This window comes from Arthrobacter ramosus, assembly GCF_039535095.1.
GTDB lineage: Bacteria > Actinomycetota > Actinomycetes > Actinomycetales > Micrococcaceae > Arthrobacter > Arthrobacter ramosus.
In genome coordinates, this window is record NZ_BAAAWN010000001.1 from 746,184 (window position 1) to 762,165 (window position 15,982).

A 15,982-nucleotide genomic window follows, 5' to 3' on the forward strand; every position below is an offset into this window, starting at 1 on the left:
TCAGTCGTCGAAGGGCTTGATCTGTTCCACGGCCACTACGCGTTGGCCGTTTCCCCGGGCCACGTGGCACACGATCATCTCGCCAGGCGCCAGGTACGGATCCTGCGCGGGCAGCATCTCGTAAAGCTCCGGGCCCATGCGATCGCCGAGCTTCTTCAAGATGGTGGGGAGTGCCGGCCTGTGAGTGCACAGCGCAACCGCGCGCTGCTTGTCGAACAAGCCCTCGACGACGGCGGACGTCTTCTTCGGACTCCGCTGGTGATTGTGCTCCGTCAGGGCCTCCACAAGTTTCACCTTGGCTCCGGCTGACTTGGCATAGGGTGCGATGGTGGATACGCACCTTGCCCAGGGACTGCTCACGATCCTTAGGGGCTTCCACACGCCCAGAAGCCGCTCGACAGCGAGCGCCTGCCGCAGGCCCGTCACGGCCAGCGGCCGGCTGCCTTCGGCCTTGGACCAGGAGGATCGTGGCTTTGCCTTGGCATGACGGACCAGAATCAGGGGCCAGGTTTCCAACTCACCGTTCAGGTGTGCCTTCGCCAGCGCCTGGAGGGGGCCCACGTCGGTGGGGTTGCTCAGGAAACGTGCCGCTTTGTCCGGCGCGGCCCACATGTAGGCGTCCACTTCTTCGCCGTCCGGCTTGATGATGGACCCGTTGACCTGCGTCGCCCAGTAGTGCACCACCTTCAGCCCGGCAGCCACATGGTAGTGCGTCGGAGGAAGCGGGATCCCGAGGGCAGCGTTGAGGCCGATCTCTTCCCTGACCTCGCGGACCGCGCACTCCGGGATGGTTTCCCCGGCGTCGAGCTTGCCCTTGGGCCAGGACCAGTCGTCATACTTAGGCCGGTGTATCAGCAGGACCTCAAGAGCGCCCTTGGTGACGCGCCAAGGAATGGCGCCGGCCGCCGTGACGGCGATCGGCTCCCCGGGATGGTCCGTCTGGTCTGCAACAGGTGTATCGCTCTTCAACTTTTCGCTGCCTACCGCCGGGCAACTGCACGTTGGCGGGACCGGGAGGCAAGCAGCCAGGACTGGATGTCCAACAGCGGCGTGCCGTCTTCGGTCTGGTGGAACCTGGTCCAGTGGCCTTGGTTGTCGAGGTGCCAGCTGGCAGTGCCCGGGTCCATGTAACGGCGCAGCAGGTCCATGACCTCGGCTGTGTCTTCGCGGTTGGAGAGCTGCACCAAGGCCTCAACCCGGCGGTCGAGGTTGCGGTGCATCATGTCCGCGGAGCCGATGTAGACCACGGGATCGTTGGCATTGGCGAAGGCAAACACGCGCGAGTGCTCCAGGAAGCGGCCCAGGACGGAGCGGACCGTGATGTTCTCGCTCAGTCCAGGCACCCCCGGGCGCAGCGAGCAGATGCCACGGACGATGACGTCAACCTTTACCCCGGCCTGCGACGCCCGGTAGAGGGCATCGATGGTGGCCTCGTCAACCATGGAGTTGACCTTGATCTGGACCTTGGCGGCGATCCCCGCGCGGGCGTTGCGGATCTCGGTCTCGATCCTGTCGATCAGCCCGGACCGCACCGAGCGCGGCGCCACGAGGAGCCGCTTGAAGGTCGACTTGGGGGCGTATCCGGAGAGCTGGTTGAAGAGCTTGGACAGGTCCTCGCCCACCTGCTCGTTGGAGGTCAACAAGCCAAGGTCCTCGTAGTAGCGGGCCGTCCGCGGGTGGTAGTTGCCTGTGCCGATATGGCAGTACCTGCGGAGTCCATCCACTTCCTGACGGACAACCAGCGACAACTTGCAGTGCGTCTTGAGTCCCACGATGCCGTACACCACGTGCACGCCGGCCTGCTCCAGTTTGCGGGCCCAGGAGATGTTGGCCTGCTCGTCAAAGCGGGCCTTGATCTCCACGAGGGCCAGGACCTGCTTGCCGGCCTCGGCGGCGTCGATCAGTGCGTCCACGATGGGGGAATCGCCGGACGTGCGGTACAGGGTCTGCTTGATGGCCTGGACCTTGGGGTCCGCGGCCGCCTGCTCCAGGAAGGCCTGGACCGACGTCGAGAACGAATCGTACGGGTGGTGCAGCAGGATGTCGCGGCGACGCATCGCCGCGAAGACGTTGGCGGCTTTGGACGTCTCGGATTCGTTCAGGTACCGCGAGGTGTGGGGCACGTGCTTCGGGTAGTGGAGGTCGGCGCGGTCAATTCCGCCGATGACCGACAGGCCCCGGAGGTCCAGGGGAGCCGGAACGGAGTAGACCTCGGATTCCTCGACGCCGAGTTCCCGCACCAGGAGCGCACGGATGTTCGGGTTGATGTCGGTGGTGACCTCAAGCCGGACGGGCGGCCCGAAGCGGCGGCGCAGCAGTTCTTTTTCAAGTGCCTGCAGGAGGTTCTCGGCGTCGTCCTCTTCAACCTCCACGTCCTCGTTGCGGGTGACGCGGAAGGAGTGGTGCTCCATGACTTCCATTCCGGGGAACAGCTTGTCCAGATGCACCGCGATGACCTCTTCGAGCGCGATGAATCGTGCAACGCGGCCCGGGACCGCGCCGGCACGCGGTCCGTCGATCGAGACGAGCCGCGGCAGCTGGTCCGGAACTTTGACGCGGGCGAAGAGTTCCTTGTCGCTCACGGGGTTGCGGACAATCACGGCCAAGTTGAGGGAAAGACCGGAGATATAGGGGAAGGGGTGGGCAGGATCGACGGCGAGGGGGGTGAGGATCGGGAAGACCTTCTCGCCGAACATAATGCTCAAGCGGTGCTGGGCCTCGTCGTCGAGTTCGTCCCAGCGCATGAGGTGGATGTGCTCATAGGCCAGAGCGGGGCGGATCTGCTCGGCAAACACGCGCGCGTGGCGTTCCTGCAGCTTTCGGGCGGCATCGCCGATCTGCTCCAGGACTTCGATGGGGCTCAGCCCGGCGGGGGACGGTACCGCGAGTCCGGTGGCGATGCGGCGCTTCAAGCCGGCAACCCGCACCATGAAGAATTCATCTAGGTTCGAGGCGAAGATGGAGAGGAAATTGACCCGCTCCAGCAGGAAGAGGTCCGGATCCTCCGCGAGCTCAAGAACCCGGGAGTTGAAGGCGAGCCAGCTCAGCTCGCGGTCCAGGAAGCGGTCCGGAGTGATGTCGCCTTCTGGCTCGAGGGAGGGTGCAAATTCGGGAATGTCGATGCGGTCCTGAGTTGCCCGCGCAGCCGGGACTTCGGAAGATCCGAAGCGGGGAGGCAAGGTTGCGCCCTTGACCTCGGTTTTGGTGGTTCCTACCGGGTCCGGGTTCATCGGGCTCTCCTTCGTTCAGCGCGGGGGTTTGATTCAACCCTACAAGGATTCCACGTGCCGGAATCCTAGATTTCCTAGCCTTTCAGATACGCCTTGGTTCCGGGTTACTTCCGGCTTAACGGCGCATACATGACATCGACGTCCCAGCGTACGAAGCCTAGCTTCTGGTAAAGGGCGACTGCCGCGGTGTTGTCGGCGTCCACGTACAACATCACGGAGTGCAACTCGTGGCTCTGGAGATACCTGATTCCGGCAACGGTGAGCGCTTTGCCAAGCCCCAGACCCTGGGCCTCAGGCGTCACACCTACGACGTAGACCTCTCCGATGGCCGGATGGGGTCCTTGCCGGGGGTGCACTTTGGTCCAATGGAAGCCGAGCAGTTCCCCCGCCGGGTTCACGGCCAGCAGGAAACCTGCGGGATCGAACCAGTCCTCGGCCATCCGGGCTTCCAGGTCGGCCCTGGTCAGGGACCCTTGCTCGGGATGGTGGGCAAATGCCGCCCTGTTGGCGGCCAGCCAGGCGGACTCATCCTGACCCGGCACGAAGGCGCGCAGTGAGACTCCCTCAGGCAGGCCGGCGTCGGGCAGTTCCGCAGTGGAGGACATGAGCCGCATCTTCCACAATTCGCGCGCCGGGCCGTAGCCGTAGCGCGCCGCAAGTTCCGCGGCGGCCTCATGATTCCCATGGGACCAGGCGTTCAACCCCTCAAGACCGCGGCTGTCCCGGAGCGAGTCCAACAGCCTGCCTGCGACACCCTGGTTCCGGTAGCTGGGGTGCACTGCCATTTCCAGGACTCCGGTCCCGTCGTCCGCTTCAACCACGACGGCGATTCCCGCCAGATCCTGGCCGCTTGCGGGATCGGACTCCTCGTCCGGGGCATAGAGGGCCAGTGCGAGCACCGAGTGGTCGCCGGCATCGGCTCCGCGCAGCATGACCAGGGTCTGTTCGGACAGCGGGGGATTGCCGTCCGACTCCTCGGCAGCAGCGGCGAGCGTCTTGATGTCTTTCAACAACTCGTTGTCCGACGCGCCTTTGACGACGAGGACGGGCCAGTTCTCCGGGTGCGCAGGGCTCATGCTGCAAGGCTATACGTCTCCGGCCGGTTTGGCGGGATGGATTTTGCGGGCACTGTCTTGGCCGTGTAAGGTCTATATCTCGTCCGGCTTCGCGAAGCAGGATACGAGGGGGATCCACCAGTGGGGTGGCCTCGATACGTTCGACCCGTATGTCCTCCACTCAAACACAGGGAAGGCCCGGACTCAGTGAGTCCGGGCCTTCCCTGTGTTTCAGAAGCTTGGGGTTTCGAAGGTTCGGAAGCCTAGGCCTCCGTGAGCTCGTCTTCCGGCAAGCGGACCAACGTCAACCGGTAGCCAACGTTTCGGACCGTGCTGATGAGGTTCTCGTGGTCCACGCCCAGCTTGGCACGCAGGCGCCGGACGTGAACGTCCACGGTGCGCGTGCCGCCGTAGTAGTCGTAGCCCCAAACCTCGGTGAGAAGCTGCTGGCGCGTGAACACCCTGCCCGGGTGCTGGGCCAGGTACTTCAGGAGTTCGAACTCCTTGAAGGTCAGGTTGAGCGGCTGCCCGTTCACCCGCGCCGTATAGCTTGCCTCGTCGATCACGACGCCGGCCGCCCGGATTTCGGTGTTGGCCTCCTCTTCGCCGGGGATGGCACGGGCCACGGCCAGGCGGATCCGGGCTTCGACTTCGGCCGGCCCCGCGGAGTCGAGGACGATGTCATCCACGGACCAAGCGGAAGAGACGGCAGCCATGCCGCCTTCAGTGAGGATCAGGATCAGGGGGGCGCTCAGGCCCGTGGCTTTGAGCAGCTGGGTCAAGGAGCGGGCTCCCACGAGGTCCTTGCGGGCATCGAGGAAAACGACGTCGGTGGGGTCGGTTTCGAGCAAGGCCGTCGGCTCTGCCGGAAGGATGTGGACCCGGTGGTTCAATAGCTCCAAGGCGGGCAGGATGTCTACCGACGAGCCGGTGCTGTTCGTCAGGAGCAGGATGTGCGACATAGTTCCTCCAATGGGCGGTCCGCGCATCATCGGGCGTCTGAACCGGGTTTCCACCGGCCGGTAGCTGCTTATGGGGCGTGGTTCCGTTGTAACGGAAGCGTTGCAACAAGAAGCGCTGTTGACAACCGAGTATACCCAAAGGCCTCTGCAACGTCAGGGATTCGTGTCACCTTCAACCCCTGTTTGCGACATATTTGTGCCGTATAAGGCAGGATTGGCAGGAGGTTGCTCGCAACCTGGAACAAAACGGGGCCCCCTGGGCCCCCGTGAGGTCGAGGGCGCAGCGAGGTTACGGACACAGTGAGGTCAGGGGCGCAGTGAAGTCTTGGAGCATCGGGGTGGTCGGCCTCGTGGCGCTCGCGGTTTTCGTCGCCAGCACTTACGGCCCCACGGAAGGGCTGGTCGCCGTCGGAATTCTGGCGTCGGCCGCGGTTGGCATCGGTTGGCCCCATTTTCTAGCGGTCCCCGCCAAGAAGACCCTCGCAGCGGTGATCGGGCTGAGCGGTGCTGGTTCAGCCCTGGCAGCCGGTTTCGTGCCAGCCCCCGGATTTCTCGACGCAACTCCCGCCTTCATCGCCGCAGGCGTGATCGCGGTCTTCGTCGTGCAGCTGATTCGCGGAACCGGTCAGGCCCAACGGCTCGAATCCACCCTTGGTAGCTGCGCCGGTGTCCTGCTGAGCTGCCTTGGCGCGGGCTGGATTGCGGGGGCGAGGTTCAACGGGATCAAGGAAATGGTGTTGGTCGCCGCTCTCAGCGCCGCGGTCGCCCTCCTCGCCGGCTTGTTGCGCTGGCCGGACCGGGTCGTGGCGCCTTTGGGCATCGTGGCGGCCGGGTTGGTGGCTCCACTGGCAGGCCTGGTGTTCTCCAATATCGCGATCGTGGCCGCCATCGTGGTGGGCGTCGTCATCGGCTCCGTCTTGGTCAGTTTCCGTCGGATGGTGACGCTTCGGCTCGGCCGCCTGAATTTCCCGGCTGTCCTTGGAATGGGCGTCGCGCCCGTCTGGGCGGTTGGTGCCTTGTGCTACTTCATCGACAAACTACTCATCTACTAACAGTTAGGATGGCATCATGTCCGTACTTGCATTTGAAATCTTCTTCCTTGTCCTCCTCGGCCTGGCCAGCCTCTCGATGGCGTGGTTCGCTGGTTTTGTCGTTTACCGTCTCTTCAAGGGCCAGAAGTAGAGCTTCTGTACCTTCTGGTCCACTGAGGTAATTGCTGTGCCCATTGAAATCCCTTCCGACCTGACACCTGAATTGGTACCCCTTTCCTGGCTCATTGGTGAGTGGGAAGGCCGGGGACGGCTTGGAAGCGGTGAAGAAGACTCGGATCACTTCATCCAGCACGTCTCCTTTACCCACCACGGTCTGCCCTATCTGGAGTACCGGGCCGAAAGCTGGCTCAGCGACGAGGACGGCACCAAATTGCGGCCCCTCACCGTCGAAACGGGCTTCTGGGCACTGGAGCGGAAAATGCTCGACGCCGACGGCGGCCCCGGCTTGATTCCCGCGGAGATGGTGCCCGTTTTGAAGACGGCCGACGACGTCGAGGCCCACCGGAACGCGGACGGCGGGTTCGACATCGCTGTGACGATCGCCCATCCCGGTGGCATCAGCGAGCTGTACTACGGCCAGATCAAGGGGCCGCAGATCCAGCTGAGCACAGATATGGTGATGCGCGGCGGCCACTCGAAGGAATACACTGCGGCCACGCGCATCTTCGGCCTCGTGGATGGCAATCTGTTGTGGCGCTGGGATGTGTCCACTCCGGGTAAGTCGCTCGAGGCCCATGCTTCGGCTTTCCTGAACAAGCTCTAGTAGAAGGGCTTGTTCCCTGGCTTCAAGGTCTCACCGAAGAGATCTCACTGAACGTCCCGTTTCGCAGTCCGAACCAAAGGGGAGTAGCAAGTGAACGAAGCAACAAAACCCGCCAGCTATGACGATCTCAAGGCCGTGTTTTTCAACGGGACGCTCAAGCCATCCCCGCAAGTGAGCAATACCGACGGACTGATAGCCATCAGCCGGCGCATCATGGAGAAGCAGGGCGTCAGCACGCGGGTGATCCGCACGGTTGACCACGATATTGCCGCCGGCGTGTATCCGGACATGCGCGAACATGGCTGGGCCACGGATGAATGGCCTGAGTTGTATCCGGCTGTCCTGGAGGCCGACATCGTGGTGGTGGCCGGTCCAATATGGCTTGGCGATAACTCCTCCCAGACCAAGAAGCTGATCGAACGGCTCTACGCCCATTCGGGCCAGCTCAACAGCAAAGGGCAGTGGGCCTACTATCCAAAAGTCGGCGGCTGCCTCATCACTGGCAACGAGGACGGCATCAAACATTGCGCCATGAACGTCCTGTACAGCCTCCAGCACGTCGGCTTCACCATTCCGCCCCAGGCCGATGCCGGCTGGATCGGTGCGGTCGGCCCCGGACCCAGCTACCTCGACGAAGGATCCGGTGGCCCTGAGAGCGACTTCACCAACCGGAACACCACCTTCATGACCTGGAACCTGCTCCACTACGCGCGGATGCTCAAGGATGTGGGCGGCATTCCTGCCTACGGCAATCTCCCGGATGAATGGAAAGCCGGCACGCGCTTCGATTTTGAAAATCCGGAATACCGCTGAGCACCAAGGACTTCTACTACATATGACTTACAAGAGCCCCCTATTGTCGCGCCCCGGAGCTGTAGAAGGCGGCGGCGAGGACTCCGGCGTCGCGGCCCACTACGGCGAACCCCTGCGGGAGCAGCGCGCACTCGCCGCCGGCACCGCCGTCGTCGATCTTTCTTACCGGGGCGTTGTCACCGTCACCGGCCCTGACCGCCTGAGCTGGCTCAACACTCTTTCCTCGCAGCAACTGACCAACCTCCAGCCGCGCGTCTCAAGCGAACTGCTGCTCCTCACCATCCAGGGCCGCATCGAATTCGACGCCCGCGTGGTGGACGACGGCGAGACCACTTGGCTGCTGGTCGAGGGCGCCGAGGCTGCCCCGCTGGCGGAGTGGCTCGACAAAATGCGGTTCATGTTGCGCGTCGAGGTGGCCGACGTGTCGGCCGATTGGGCCGTCGTCGGCTCCACCAAGCCCGTTGACGCCTGGTCCGGACGGCTCGTCTGGGAGGACCCGTGGCCGCACATCGGCGTCGGCGGCTATTCCTACAGCGTGGTGGAGGAAAGCTCCCATCCCGGCCTTGAGCGTCCCTGGTTCGAGTACCTCATTCCCGCGGACGAGCTTGAAGCGGCCGTTGAGGGCATGGCCCTCGCCGGCTCGTTGGCCGCGGAGGCGCTCCGCATTGCCGCCTGGCGTCCCCGGCTCGGCGCGGAGACGGACGAGAAGACCATTCCGCACGAGCTCGATCTCCTGCGGACCTCGGTCCACTTGTCCAAAGGCTGCTACAAAGGCCAGGAGACGATCGCCCGCGTCCACAACCTGGGACACCCGCCCCGGCGGCTCGTTTTCCTGCAATTGGACGGCTCGCAGCACACCCTCCCGGCGCCCGGCAGCGTCGTATTTGCCGGAGAGCGCAAGGTGGGTACGCTGACATCCGTGGCCCAGCATTTCGAAATGGGGGCCGTGGGACTGGCGCTTATCAAACGGTCTGTGGACCCGCAGGAAGTGCTGACCGTGCTGGACGGTGAGGAGCCTTATCCGGCCGCCCAGGAAGTAATCGTTGCGCCCGACGCCGGACAGGTCGTGGGGCGCCAGACTGGATTCCTGAAGGGACCCCATCGATGAGCGAAACGACGGGCGCCGAAGCCCAAGCGACGGGTGCCGATGACGAGGCCATTGCTTTGGCGCACACTTTGTTCGACGCTGCCAGGGAAGGCAACTCGGAAGTCCTGCGCAGCTACCTCAACGCCGGCGCGCCGGCTGGAATGCGGACAGCCGCGGGCGACTCGCTCCTGATGCTGGCCGCATACCATGGCCACGCTGAAACCGTTCAGCTTCTGCTGTACCACGGTGCCGACGCAAACGGAGCGAATGACCGTGGCCAGACTCCGCTGGCCGGCGCAGTTTTCAAGGGTTGCACGGAGGTGGCCCGGGTGTTGATCGACGCCGGGGCCGATCCCGACGCCGGTGCGCCGACAGCGCGCGAGGCCGCCCGGATGTTTGCGCGCACGGAGATACTCGGACTGCTCGGATAGCATTGACGGCCTCGCCGAGGCGGCTGTGTTGCGATCATATATTCCATGTGGAATAGTTGTTGTGGAATAGTTCGTACGGAGGATGGGGACATGGCACGAGCCGCACTGACTCCACTTGGCGTCGCTGCATTGGCCCTCCTTGTCGAGGCGCCGATGCATCCATACGAGATGTACCAGCTCCTGATGGCCCGCCACGAGGACCGCTTGGTCAAAGTCCGGCCAGGTACGCTCTACCACGCAGTCGGTCGCCTCGAAGAGGCAGGTTTGGTCGAGTCCACAGGTATTGACCGTGCCGGCAACCGACCCGAGCGCACCACTTACCGAATCACGGCAACCGGCAGGGAAGCGCTGACCGAGCGCCTCCAGAACATGCTGGCGGAACCCGTGGACGAATACCCGGTCTTCCCCCACGCGATCGCCGAGGCACACAACCTGCCGTCCGGCGTCGTACTCGAACTCCTCGACCACCGCGTGGCGAACCTGGAAAACCAGCTCGACTTCCTGGTCCGCGGTGAAGAAGCTGTCGCTGCAAAAGGCGTCGAGCCCAAGTTCTGGATCGACGTCAAGTACCAACAAACCATGCTGCGGACGGAAATCGACTGGATACGCAGCTTCCAAAATGATCTCCGCAGCGGGCAGTTGCCATGGTGACCGCCCATCCCACGCACCACCTTGCAAGAAATTCAGCACAGTCAAAGGAAACCCATGGAACACGTAGCTAAACCGTGGCCCGCACTGTGGTCCCTCGTGGTCGGGTTCTTCATGATCCTGATCGACACCACCATTGTTTCCGTGGCGAACCCACGGATCATGGAGGGCCTGCATACCGATATCAACGCCGTCATCTGGGTGACGAGCGCCTACCTCCTCGCCTACGCCGTGCCGTTGCTGATCACCGGAAGGCTCGGTGACCGCTTCGGGCCCAAGAACCTCTACCTGATCGGCCTCGTGGTCTTCACCCTGGCTTCGCTGTGGTGCGGCCTCTCGGGCGATATCGGCATGCTGATCGCGGCCCGGGTGGTTCAGGGCATCGGCGCGGCCATGATGACGCCTCAAACCATGGCCGTCATCACCCGGATCTTCCCGCCGGACCACCGCGGCGCGGCCATGGGCCTCTGGGGAGCCACGGCCGGCATGGCCATCCTTGTCGGCCCGATCCTCGGCGGCGTATTGGTTGACGGCCTCGGCTGGCAGTGGATCTTCTTCGTCAACGTTCCCATCGGCGTCGTTGCCTTCGTCCTCGTGACCCGGCTGGTACCGAAGCTGACCACGCACAGCCACAAGTTCGACGTCCTGGGTGTGCTGCTGTCCGCAGCAGGCATGTTCCTGCTGGTGTTCGGCATCCAGGAAGGCCAAAGCTACAAGTGGGGCACCGTCACCGGGCCCATTACCGTGTGGGGACTGATCATCACCGGGCTCGTCGTCCTTGCCGTGTTCGTGTTGTGGCAGTGGCTCCTGGAGCGCCGCGGCGGCGAACCCCTGCTGCCGTTGGGCCTGTTCAAGGACCGCAACTTCTCCTTGGGCAATACCACCATCATGGCGATGGGCTTCACCATCACAGCGTTCCCGTTGCCCACTATTTTCTACTACCAGGTAGTCCGCGGGTTGTCCCCGACGCAGTCCGCGTTGCTCATGATCCCTATGGCTGTGATCTCCGGTGCGCTCGCGCCTTTCGTTGGCAAGCTGATCGACCGCATCAACCCTCGCTGGTTCGCCGCCTTCGGCCTCGTCTGCCTGTCCTGCGCACTCTTCTGGACCTCGACCCTCCTGAAGCCGGACACCCCCATTTGGATGTTCCTGCTGCCCAGCGCGCTCCAGGGTGTGGCCAACGGCTTCATTTGGGGCCCGGTCTCCAACGCGACTACCCGCAACCTCCCGCCGCGTTCGGCCGGCGCCGGTTCCGGTGTCTTCAACACGACGCGCCAGATCGGTGCGGTGCTGGGATCGGCCGCGATTGCTGCCTTGATCCAGTCCCGGCTCGCGGCCGAGTTGCCCGCGGCCCCGCCAGGTGCCGCCCCGGCAGGCGAAGGCGGATTCACGGGGAAGTTGCCTGAATTCCTGCATGACGGCTTCTCGACGGCGATGAGCCAGTCGGTCCTGCTGCCGGCCTTTGCGATTCTGCTGGGCGCAGTAGCGGCGTTGTTGTTCGGCAAACCCAAAGCCGTCCAGGGTTGGGGTTCCCCGGCTGCCGCAGCCACGTCCGAGGCAGGTTCCCCGGCGGACAGCAGCCAGGGAAGGCGTTAGTCCCGCGCGAACTGGCAGACGATGCCCTCAAAATGCGATTTTGAGGGCATCGTCTGCCAACTCGCGGCAGAGAGAGGGCGTTAGCGGAGCAGCACGGAAGTCTGGATGCCGCCGTCGACGAATCCCAGCCTTCGGGCCAAGGCCATGGATCCCCGGTTGTCCAGCGCGGTCCGCCATTGCAGCGTCAGGCCGGAGGCTAGTGCCTCGTGGGCGGCGATCGAGGCAGCCAGGGTTCCGAGCCCTTGCCGACGCAATTCCGGCGGCACCAGGACGCCCATGTCCGCGAGGATCCCCTGCCACTCCGCATAGGCGCCGCAGGCCACCGGTTTGCGGTCCGGTTCGTTGCCATCCATCACGGTGAAATGGTGGTCCATCCTTGAGAGGTGGACTTCGTTGACGTCGTCCGGAGGGCATCTGCCCTCCAACTCGATCGCCTCGGGATGACCGTGGGAGACGGTGACTTCGCCGCCCGGCTGGAAAAGGGGAAGGTCGTCGGCGAACAGCAGCGCCGACGTCCCGAGCCCGTGGCCACCGTGTTCGCGACTGATCCGCAACAGTGCGGAATGCTCGCTCAGTTGATCGTCCGAGAGCTCGACGGCGGCGGCCGCCGCCCATGCCGGAGCTACTAATGCGGAGCGGCCGAAGAGCCTCACGAACGTAATGGATTCGGCGTCTTCGTCTTCCCGGACCAACCGCTCCCCGTTGCGGGCAGCAGGTGAGCCGGAGACGAAACTGAAGGCGTCGTCGTCGAACCCTAAATGTCGGGCCCAGGCCAGCAGCACAATTTCCGCCGAGCCCGCATCAAGTTCCATGACATCGAGTCTATGCAGTCCCTGGAAGGAAGGAGCAGGCAGGCACCTGGTGGTACCCGACTGCTCCTTGAAGAACCTGCTCAGCCGAACAGCACCGCGGCTTCGTCGTAGCGGTTTTGGGGGACGGTCTTGAGCTTGCCGAGGGCAGCTTCGAAGCCCACGTGCTCGATGTCCGTGCCCTTGAGGGCCACCATGGTTCCCCAGCGGCCTTCCACGACGGAATCGATGGCTGCCATGCCCAAACGGGTGGCCAGGACGCGGTCGAAAGCCGAGGGGACGCCGCCGCGCTGGATGTGGCCGAGGATCGTGGCGCGGGTCTCGATGCCGGTGCGGGCTTCGATTTCCGGAGCGAGTTGGTCCGCGATGCCACCCAGGCGGGGCCGGCCGAAGGTATCCAGGCCGCGTTCGGAGTGCGGGGCTTCCATGTGGTCGGGAACAAAACCCTCGGCAACAACGATCAACGGTGCACGGCCACGATCGTGGGCCTCCTGGACCCACTCGGTGATCTGCTCGATGCTGACTTTCTGCTCGGGGATCAGGATGGCGTGCGCGCCGGCGGCCATGCCCGCGTGCAGGGCGATCCAGCCCACGTGGCGGCCCATGACCTCGGCGATCATGCAGCGGTGGTGGGACTCTCCGGTGGTGCGCAGCCGGTCGATGGCCTCAGTGGCGATCTGGACGGCGGTGTCGAAACCGAAGGTGTAGTCGGTGGCGTCGAGGTCGTTGTCCACAGTCTTGGGGACGCCCACGATCTTCAAGCCGGCGTCGGTAAGGCGCTTCGCGGCGGCCAGGGTGCCTTCGCCGCCGATGGCAATGATGGCATCGATACCGAGGCGGTCCATGTGGGCCTTGATGACATCCGGCCCGCCGCCGTTCTCGAACGGGTTGGTGCGGGACGTGCCGAGGATGGTTCCACCCTGCTTGGCGATACCGCGGACCATGGTGCGGGGAATGTCGATGACATCGCCCTCCACGACGCCTCGCCAACCGTCCCGGAAACCGACGAATTCCTGGCCGTGAATGGCAATTCCCTTGAGGACGGCGCCGCGGATGACGGCGTTAAGTCCGGGGCAGTCGCCACCGCTGGTAAGGATTCCAATTTTCATGAGGGCTCAAATCCTGGCTAGGAGGTATACGTGCAGAGCGCCACGCTGAGCTCACAACGATTGTAGGGGGCAATGTGGGGTGGGACACAAACATGACCGTCGCTGGGGATGAGACTTTTGAAACAACTTGGAAATTGGACGGGCAAGCCTGGACTAAATGACGGGCTTATTGAACTTGGCTTAACAAGCCCAGCGCCCCGCCGCGTTGACGGAGCGTTGGTGAACTTGCAGGCCCGTAAACCCGGGGCCGGGCTGTGCTAGTTCTTGCCTTGCGAACGCTGGGTGAGGAAAGATTCCAGCGCAATGGTGCCGCTTTGGTTGGGAAGCAGCAGCCATGCCACCACGTAGATCACGACGGCGGGTCCGGGTAGCAGGCAGAAGATCAGGTAGCCAATCCGGACGTAGGCCACGTCCACACTGAGTTTGGCGGCAATGCCACCGCAAACCCCTCCGATCAAACGCTGCGGACCGCGCTTAAGGCCGAGGCCCCGTACGATGCTGAAGAACTTGTTCATGGCTAGAGCCTTCCCTGTTGTGGCTGCTTTGTCACGTGCTGCTGCTACCGGTGGTCGGAATCGGCGGCGCCGGCTCCGGAGTCCGGGCCGGATCCGCTGCCCTTTCGGGAGCGGGCCGACACCAGGCCTCCGATCACGAGTGCCGCGCCGGCCCCGATCATGAGCCCGATCAGCACATAGTTGCCGTTGAGCGCCACGAGGCCGAGCTTGGAAATGATGATCAAAGCTGCGAGTGCCACGACAATCAGCCCCCAGACCACCGTACTCACCCTGGCCCGTGCGGCTTGCGCCGTGGGTTCGGGTGCCGGCGTCGCTTCAAATGGCCGCGTGGGTTCGTGCGTGCTCATGTCAGTTTCCTTCCTGGACGGTAACGTTGCTGAAGGTGCCGTTAAGTTTGACGACCAGCTTGGCGCCGGGTTTGTCCGTGTTGAAGCTGTCCCGGGTACCACCATTGCTTTGGGTGACGGCGTTACCGTCCTGCTTGAGGTTCGCGAAGGTCATGTCTGCTTGGACCTCCACCGGCACGGTCGCGGGGATGAGGAGCTTGATGTTGCTTGCGGTCACGTCCATCGGAACCACGACGTCGGAACCCAGCGGTGCGCTCAGGTTCAGCTTGGTCAAGTCAACGGTCCCGTTGGCCCCGGTAATGTCGAAGCCTTTGCGGGCATCGTCGATGCTCACCGGATTCCATTGGGCATTCTGGAGACGGAAGTGGTCTGCGCTGGGGGCGATATTGAATATGCCCCCGATCACCAGCGTCGCAACGGCCAGGAAGCCGAGCAGCCCCGATGTGCGGCCACGAAGTCCCGCGACGAGGATGCCAAGGCCGAGGACTGCGGCGCCCGTGGCCCAGACCACCGCGTTGGCGGCGTCGCCCAAGTGGATGACGTTGCCGGCGTCGAGCAGTTTGAGCGTTCCGCCGGCCAGCAGGGCTGCCCCCGCTGAGACCGCAACGATAGCCGCGCCCGGTCCCTGCCGCCTCGGCCGCTCGGGGCGGTTGGGTACGCCAGCCGGCGGGTAGGGCCCCGCGGGATTGACGGGTCCCGAGGGGGTTGCGGCCCCTCCGGTCCCGTAACTACCTGCTCCGCCGGTCCCGTAACTACCGGCCGCGTAAGCACCTGAGCCGTAAGTACCGGCACTATATGGACCTGCGCTGTAAGGGGCGGCTGGATAGCCTGCCGAGCCCTGGGTGCCCGCCCCGCCAGGGGAACCTGGAGCGGCCGTGTAGTTGTGTGTGCCCATGGTCTGCCTTCCGTTGCGGGATTTGCTGCGCTGGACCAGGAAGTAGACCAGGTAGATGATGCCGCCTACCCAGAACAGCGTCCACAGGACTCCAGGAACGCCGTTCCAGCCCCATCCCCAGAAGCCGTGGCCGAGGCTGGGCAATCCGATGATGGTTGTGATGAGGGCGCCGGTCATGCCTGCGGACCAACGCCCTGCACCGGCCTCCTGGGCGTGGATGCGGCCATCGGGTTCGGGCAGGAGGGCCCAGGCGACGCCGTAGAGCAGGATGCCGATGCCGGCGAAGAGGGTGAGGACGATGAAGATGCCGCGGACGATCAAAGGATCGATGCCGAAGCGGTGGGCGATGCCGCTGGCCACGCCGCCCATCCACCGGTCCCGGCCTCGCCTGATGCCTTGGCTGCGGATCCAGTTGAAGAAGTTCTGCGGGGGAGCGGGAACGGCGTAGTTCGGTGCCGCGCCGCCGGTGGGGCCGGCTTTTGGCTGGGCCGGTTCTTCCGGTGAGCCCGTTCCGGCCGGCTGGCTGGATTCTGCAGGTTGTCCGGGCTCCGCTGCTTGTCCGGAGTCCTCGGGATTCATGCTGTTCGCGTTCATACTTCGATCTTGCCGCCTGGCGACGTCGCCCTCTATTGGGGGATACCCTGAACGTTCCCTGAGTGGCCCCCTGAGA

The 15,982-nt window shown here is 64.1% G+C and carries 16 protein-coding genes; 7 read left to right on the forward strand and 9 right to left on the reverse strand.

Annotated features, from left to right (window positions below; genetic code table 11):
• From ABD742_RS03560 to ABD742_RS03575, 4 genes are all read right to left on the reverse strand, one after another.
• Positions 1–969: an NUDIX hydrolase gene (locus ABD742_RS03560; protein WP_234749020.1), complete on the reverse strand. Its 969-nt coding sequence runs from the start codon at positions 967–969 to the stop codon at positions 1–3.
• Between the two features lie 11 nt (positions 970–980).
• Positions 981–3,230 (reverse strand): RNA degradosome polyphosphate kinase, encoded by a 2,250-nt coding sequence (locus tag ABD742_RS03565; RefSeq protein WP_234749021.1) that lies wholly within the window; start codon positions 3,228–3,230, stop codon positions 981–983.
• A 104-nt stretch (positions 3,231–3,334) separates the two neighbouring features.
• Complete coding sequence (mshD, locus tag ABD742_RS03570; RefSeq protein ID WP_234749022.1) at positions 3,335–4,306, reverse strand: mycothiol synthase; 972 nt, start codon at positions 4,304–4,306, stop codon at positions 3,335–3,337.
• 242 nt (positions 4,307–4,548) lie between these two features.
• The gene (locus ABD742_RS03575) at positions 4,549–5,247 is read right to left on the reverse strand and encodes a winged helix-turn-helix transcriptional regulator (RefSeq protein WP_234749023.1); all 699 of its coding nucleotides are present in this window, start codon (positions 5,245–5,247) and stop codon (positions 4,549–4,551) included.
• A gap of 317 nt (positions 5,248–5,564) precedes the next feature.
• On the opposite strand from ABD742_RS03575, the gene ABD742_RS03580 reads away from it, so the two are divergent.
• The 7 genes from ABD742_RS03580 to ABD742_RS03610 all read left to right on the forward strand — a co-directional run bounded on the left by ABD742_RS03580 (position 5,565) and on the right by ABD742_RS03610 (position 11,637).
• On the forward strand, positions 5,565–6,299 hold the full coding sequence (locus ABD742_RS03580; protein WP_234749024.1) for a permease: 735 nt from the start codon (positions 5,565–5,567) through the stop codon (positions 6,297–6,299).
• A gap of 166 nt (positions 6,300–6,465) precedes the next feature.
• On the forward strand, positions 6,466–7,062 hold the full coding sequence (locus ABD742_RS03585) for a nitrobindin family protein (RefSeq protein WP_234749025.1): 597 nt from the start codon (positions 6,466–6,468) through the stop codon (positions 7,060–7,062).
• Positions 7,063–7,152: 90 nt separating this feature from the next.
• A complete protein-coding gene (locus ABD742_RS03590; protein ID WP_234749026.1) occupies positions 7,153–7,875 on the forward strand; it encodes a flavodoxin family protein in 723 nt (240 codons plus the stop codon).
• A gap of 22 nt (positions 7,876–7,897) precedes the next feature.
• Complete coding sequence (gene ygfZ / locus ABD742_RS03595) at positions 7,898–8,983, forward strand: CAF17-like 4Fe-4S cluster assembly/insertion protein YgfZ (protein ID WP_234749027.1); 1,086 nt, start codon at positions 7,898–7,900, stop codon at positions 8,981–8,983.
• Complete coding sequence (locus ABD742_RS03600) at positions 8,980–9,393, forward strand: ankyrin repeat domain-containing protein (RefSeq protein ID WP_234749028.1); 414 nt, start codon at positions 8,980–8,982, stop codon at positions 9,391–9,393. The genes ygfZ and ABD742_RS03600 overlap by 4 nt, the downstream gene beginning before the upstream one ends.
• Before the next feature lie 90 nt (positions 9,394–9,483).
• Positions 9,484–10,044 carry a PadR family transcriptional regulator gene (locus ABD742_RS03605; protein ID WP_234749029.1) on the forward strand — a complete coding sequence of 187 codons (561 nt, stop codon included), beginning with the start codon at positions 9,484–9,486 and terminating at the stop codon, positions 10,042–10,044.
• 54 nt (positions 10,045–10,098) lie between these two features.
• Entirely contained in the window at positions 10,099–11,637 is a 1,539-nt protein-coding gene (locus ABD742_RS03610; RefSeq protein ID WP_234749030.1) for a DHA2 family efflux MFS transporter permease subunit, read from the forward strand.
• Between the two features lie 80 nt (positions 11,638–11,717).
• Here the strand turns inward: ABD742_RS03610 and ABD742_RS03615 are convergent, their stop codons facing one another.
• The 5 genes from ABD742_RS03615 to ABD742_RS03635 form a co-directional block, all read right to left on the reverse strand.
• On the reverse strand, positions 11,718–12,449 hold the full coding sequence (locus tag ABD742_RS03615) for a GNAT family N-acetyltransferase (protein WP_234749031.1): 732 nt from the start codon (positions 12,447–12,449) through the stop codon (positions 11,718–11,720).
• A gap of 80 nt (positions 12,450–12,529) precedes the next feature.
• The gene (locus ABD742_RS03620; protein WP_234749032.1) at positions 12,530–13,555 is read right to left on the reverse strand and encodes an ATP-dependent 6-phosphofructokinase; all 1,026 of its coding nucleotides are present in this window, start codon (positions 13,553–13,555) and stop codon (positions 12,530–12,532) included.
• A gap of 257 nt (positions 13,556–13,812) precedes the next feature.
• On the reverse strand, positions 13,813–14,070 hold the full coding sequence (locus tag ABD742_RS03625; RefSeq protein ID WP_234749033.1) for a PspC domain-containing protein: 258 nt from the start codon (positions 14,068–14,070) through the stop codon (positions 13,813–13,815).
• 44 nt (positions 14,071–14,114) lie between these two features.
• Positions 14,115–14,417, reverse strand: a complete 303-nt coding sequence (locus tag ABD742_RS03630; protein ID WP_234749034.1) for a hypothetical protein — start codon at positions 14,415–14,417, stop codon at positions 14,115–14,117.
• 1 nt (position 14,418) lies between these two features.
• Positions 14,419–15,906: a PspC domain-containing protein gene (locus ABD742_RS03635; protein WP_234749035.1), complete on the reverse strand. Its 1,488-nt coding sequence runs from the start codon at positions 15,904–15,906 to the stop codon at positions 14,419–14,421.
• Between the last annotated feature and the right edge of the window lie 76 nt (positions 15,907–15,982).

Coding starts and splice junctions, on each gene's coding strand:
- mshD (WP_234749022.1), bottom strand. CDS start 4,306: ATGAGCCCTGCGCACCCGGAGAACTGGCCCGTCCTCGTCGTCAAAGGC.
- ygfZ (WP_234749027.1), top strand. CDS start 7,898: ATGACTTACAAGAGCCCCCTATTGTCGCGCCCCGGAGCTGTAGAAGGC.
- ABD742_RS03635 (WP_234749035.1), bottom strand. CDS start 15,906: ATGAACGCGAACAGCATGAATCCCGAGGACTCCGGACAAGCAGCGGAG.
- ABD742_RS03630 (WP_234749034.1), bottom strand. CDS start 14,417: ATGAGCACGCACGAACCCACGCGGCCATTTGAAGCGACGCCGGCACCC.
- ABD742_RS03625 (WP_234749033.1), bottom strand. CDS start 14,070: ATGAACAAGTTCTTCAGCATCGTACGGGGCCTCGGCCTTAAGCGCGGT.
- ABD742_RS03605 (WP_234749029.1), top strand. CDS start 9,484: ATGGCACGAGCCGCACTGACTCCACTTGGCGTCGCTGCATTGGCCCTC.
- ABD742_RS03615 (WP_234749031.1), bottom strand. CDS start 12,449: ATGGAACTTGATGCGGGCTCGGCGGAAATTGTGCTGCTGGCCTGGGCC.
- ABD742_RS03565 (WP_234749021.1), bottom strand. CDS start 3,230: ATGAACCCGGACCCGGTAGGAACCACCAAAACCGAGGTCAAGGGCGCA.
- ABD742_RS03575 (WP_234749023.1), bottom strand. CDS start 5,247: ATGTCGCACATCCTGCTCCTGACGAACAGCACCGGCTCGTCGGTAGAC.
- ABD742_RS03620 (WP_234749032.1), bottom strand. CDS start 13,555: ATGAAAATTGGAATCCTTACCAGCGGTGGCGACTGCCCCGGACTTAAC.
- ABD742_RS03610 (WP_234749030.1), top strand. CDS start 10,099: ATGGAACACGTAGCTAAACCGTGGCCCGCACTGTGGTCCCTCGTGGTC.
- ABD742_RS03600 (WP_234749028.1), top strand. CDS start 8,980: ATGAGCGAAACGACGGGCGCCGAAGCCCAAGCGACGGGTGCCGATGAC.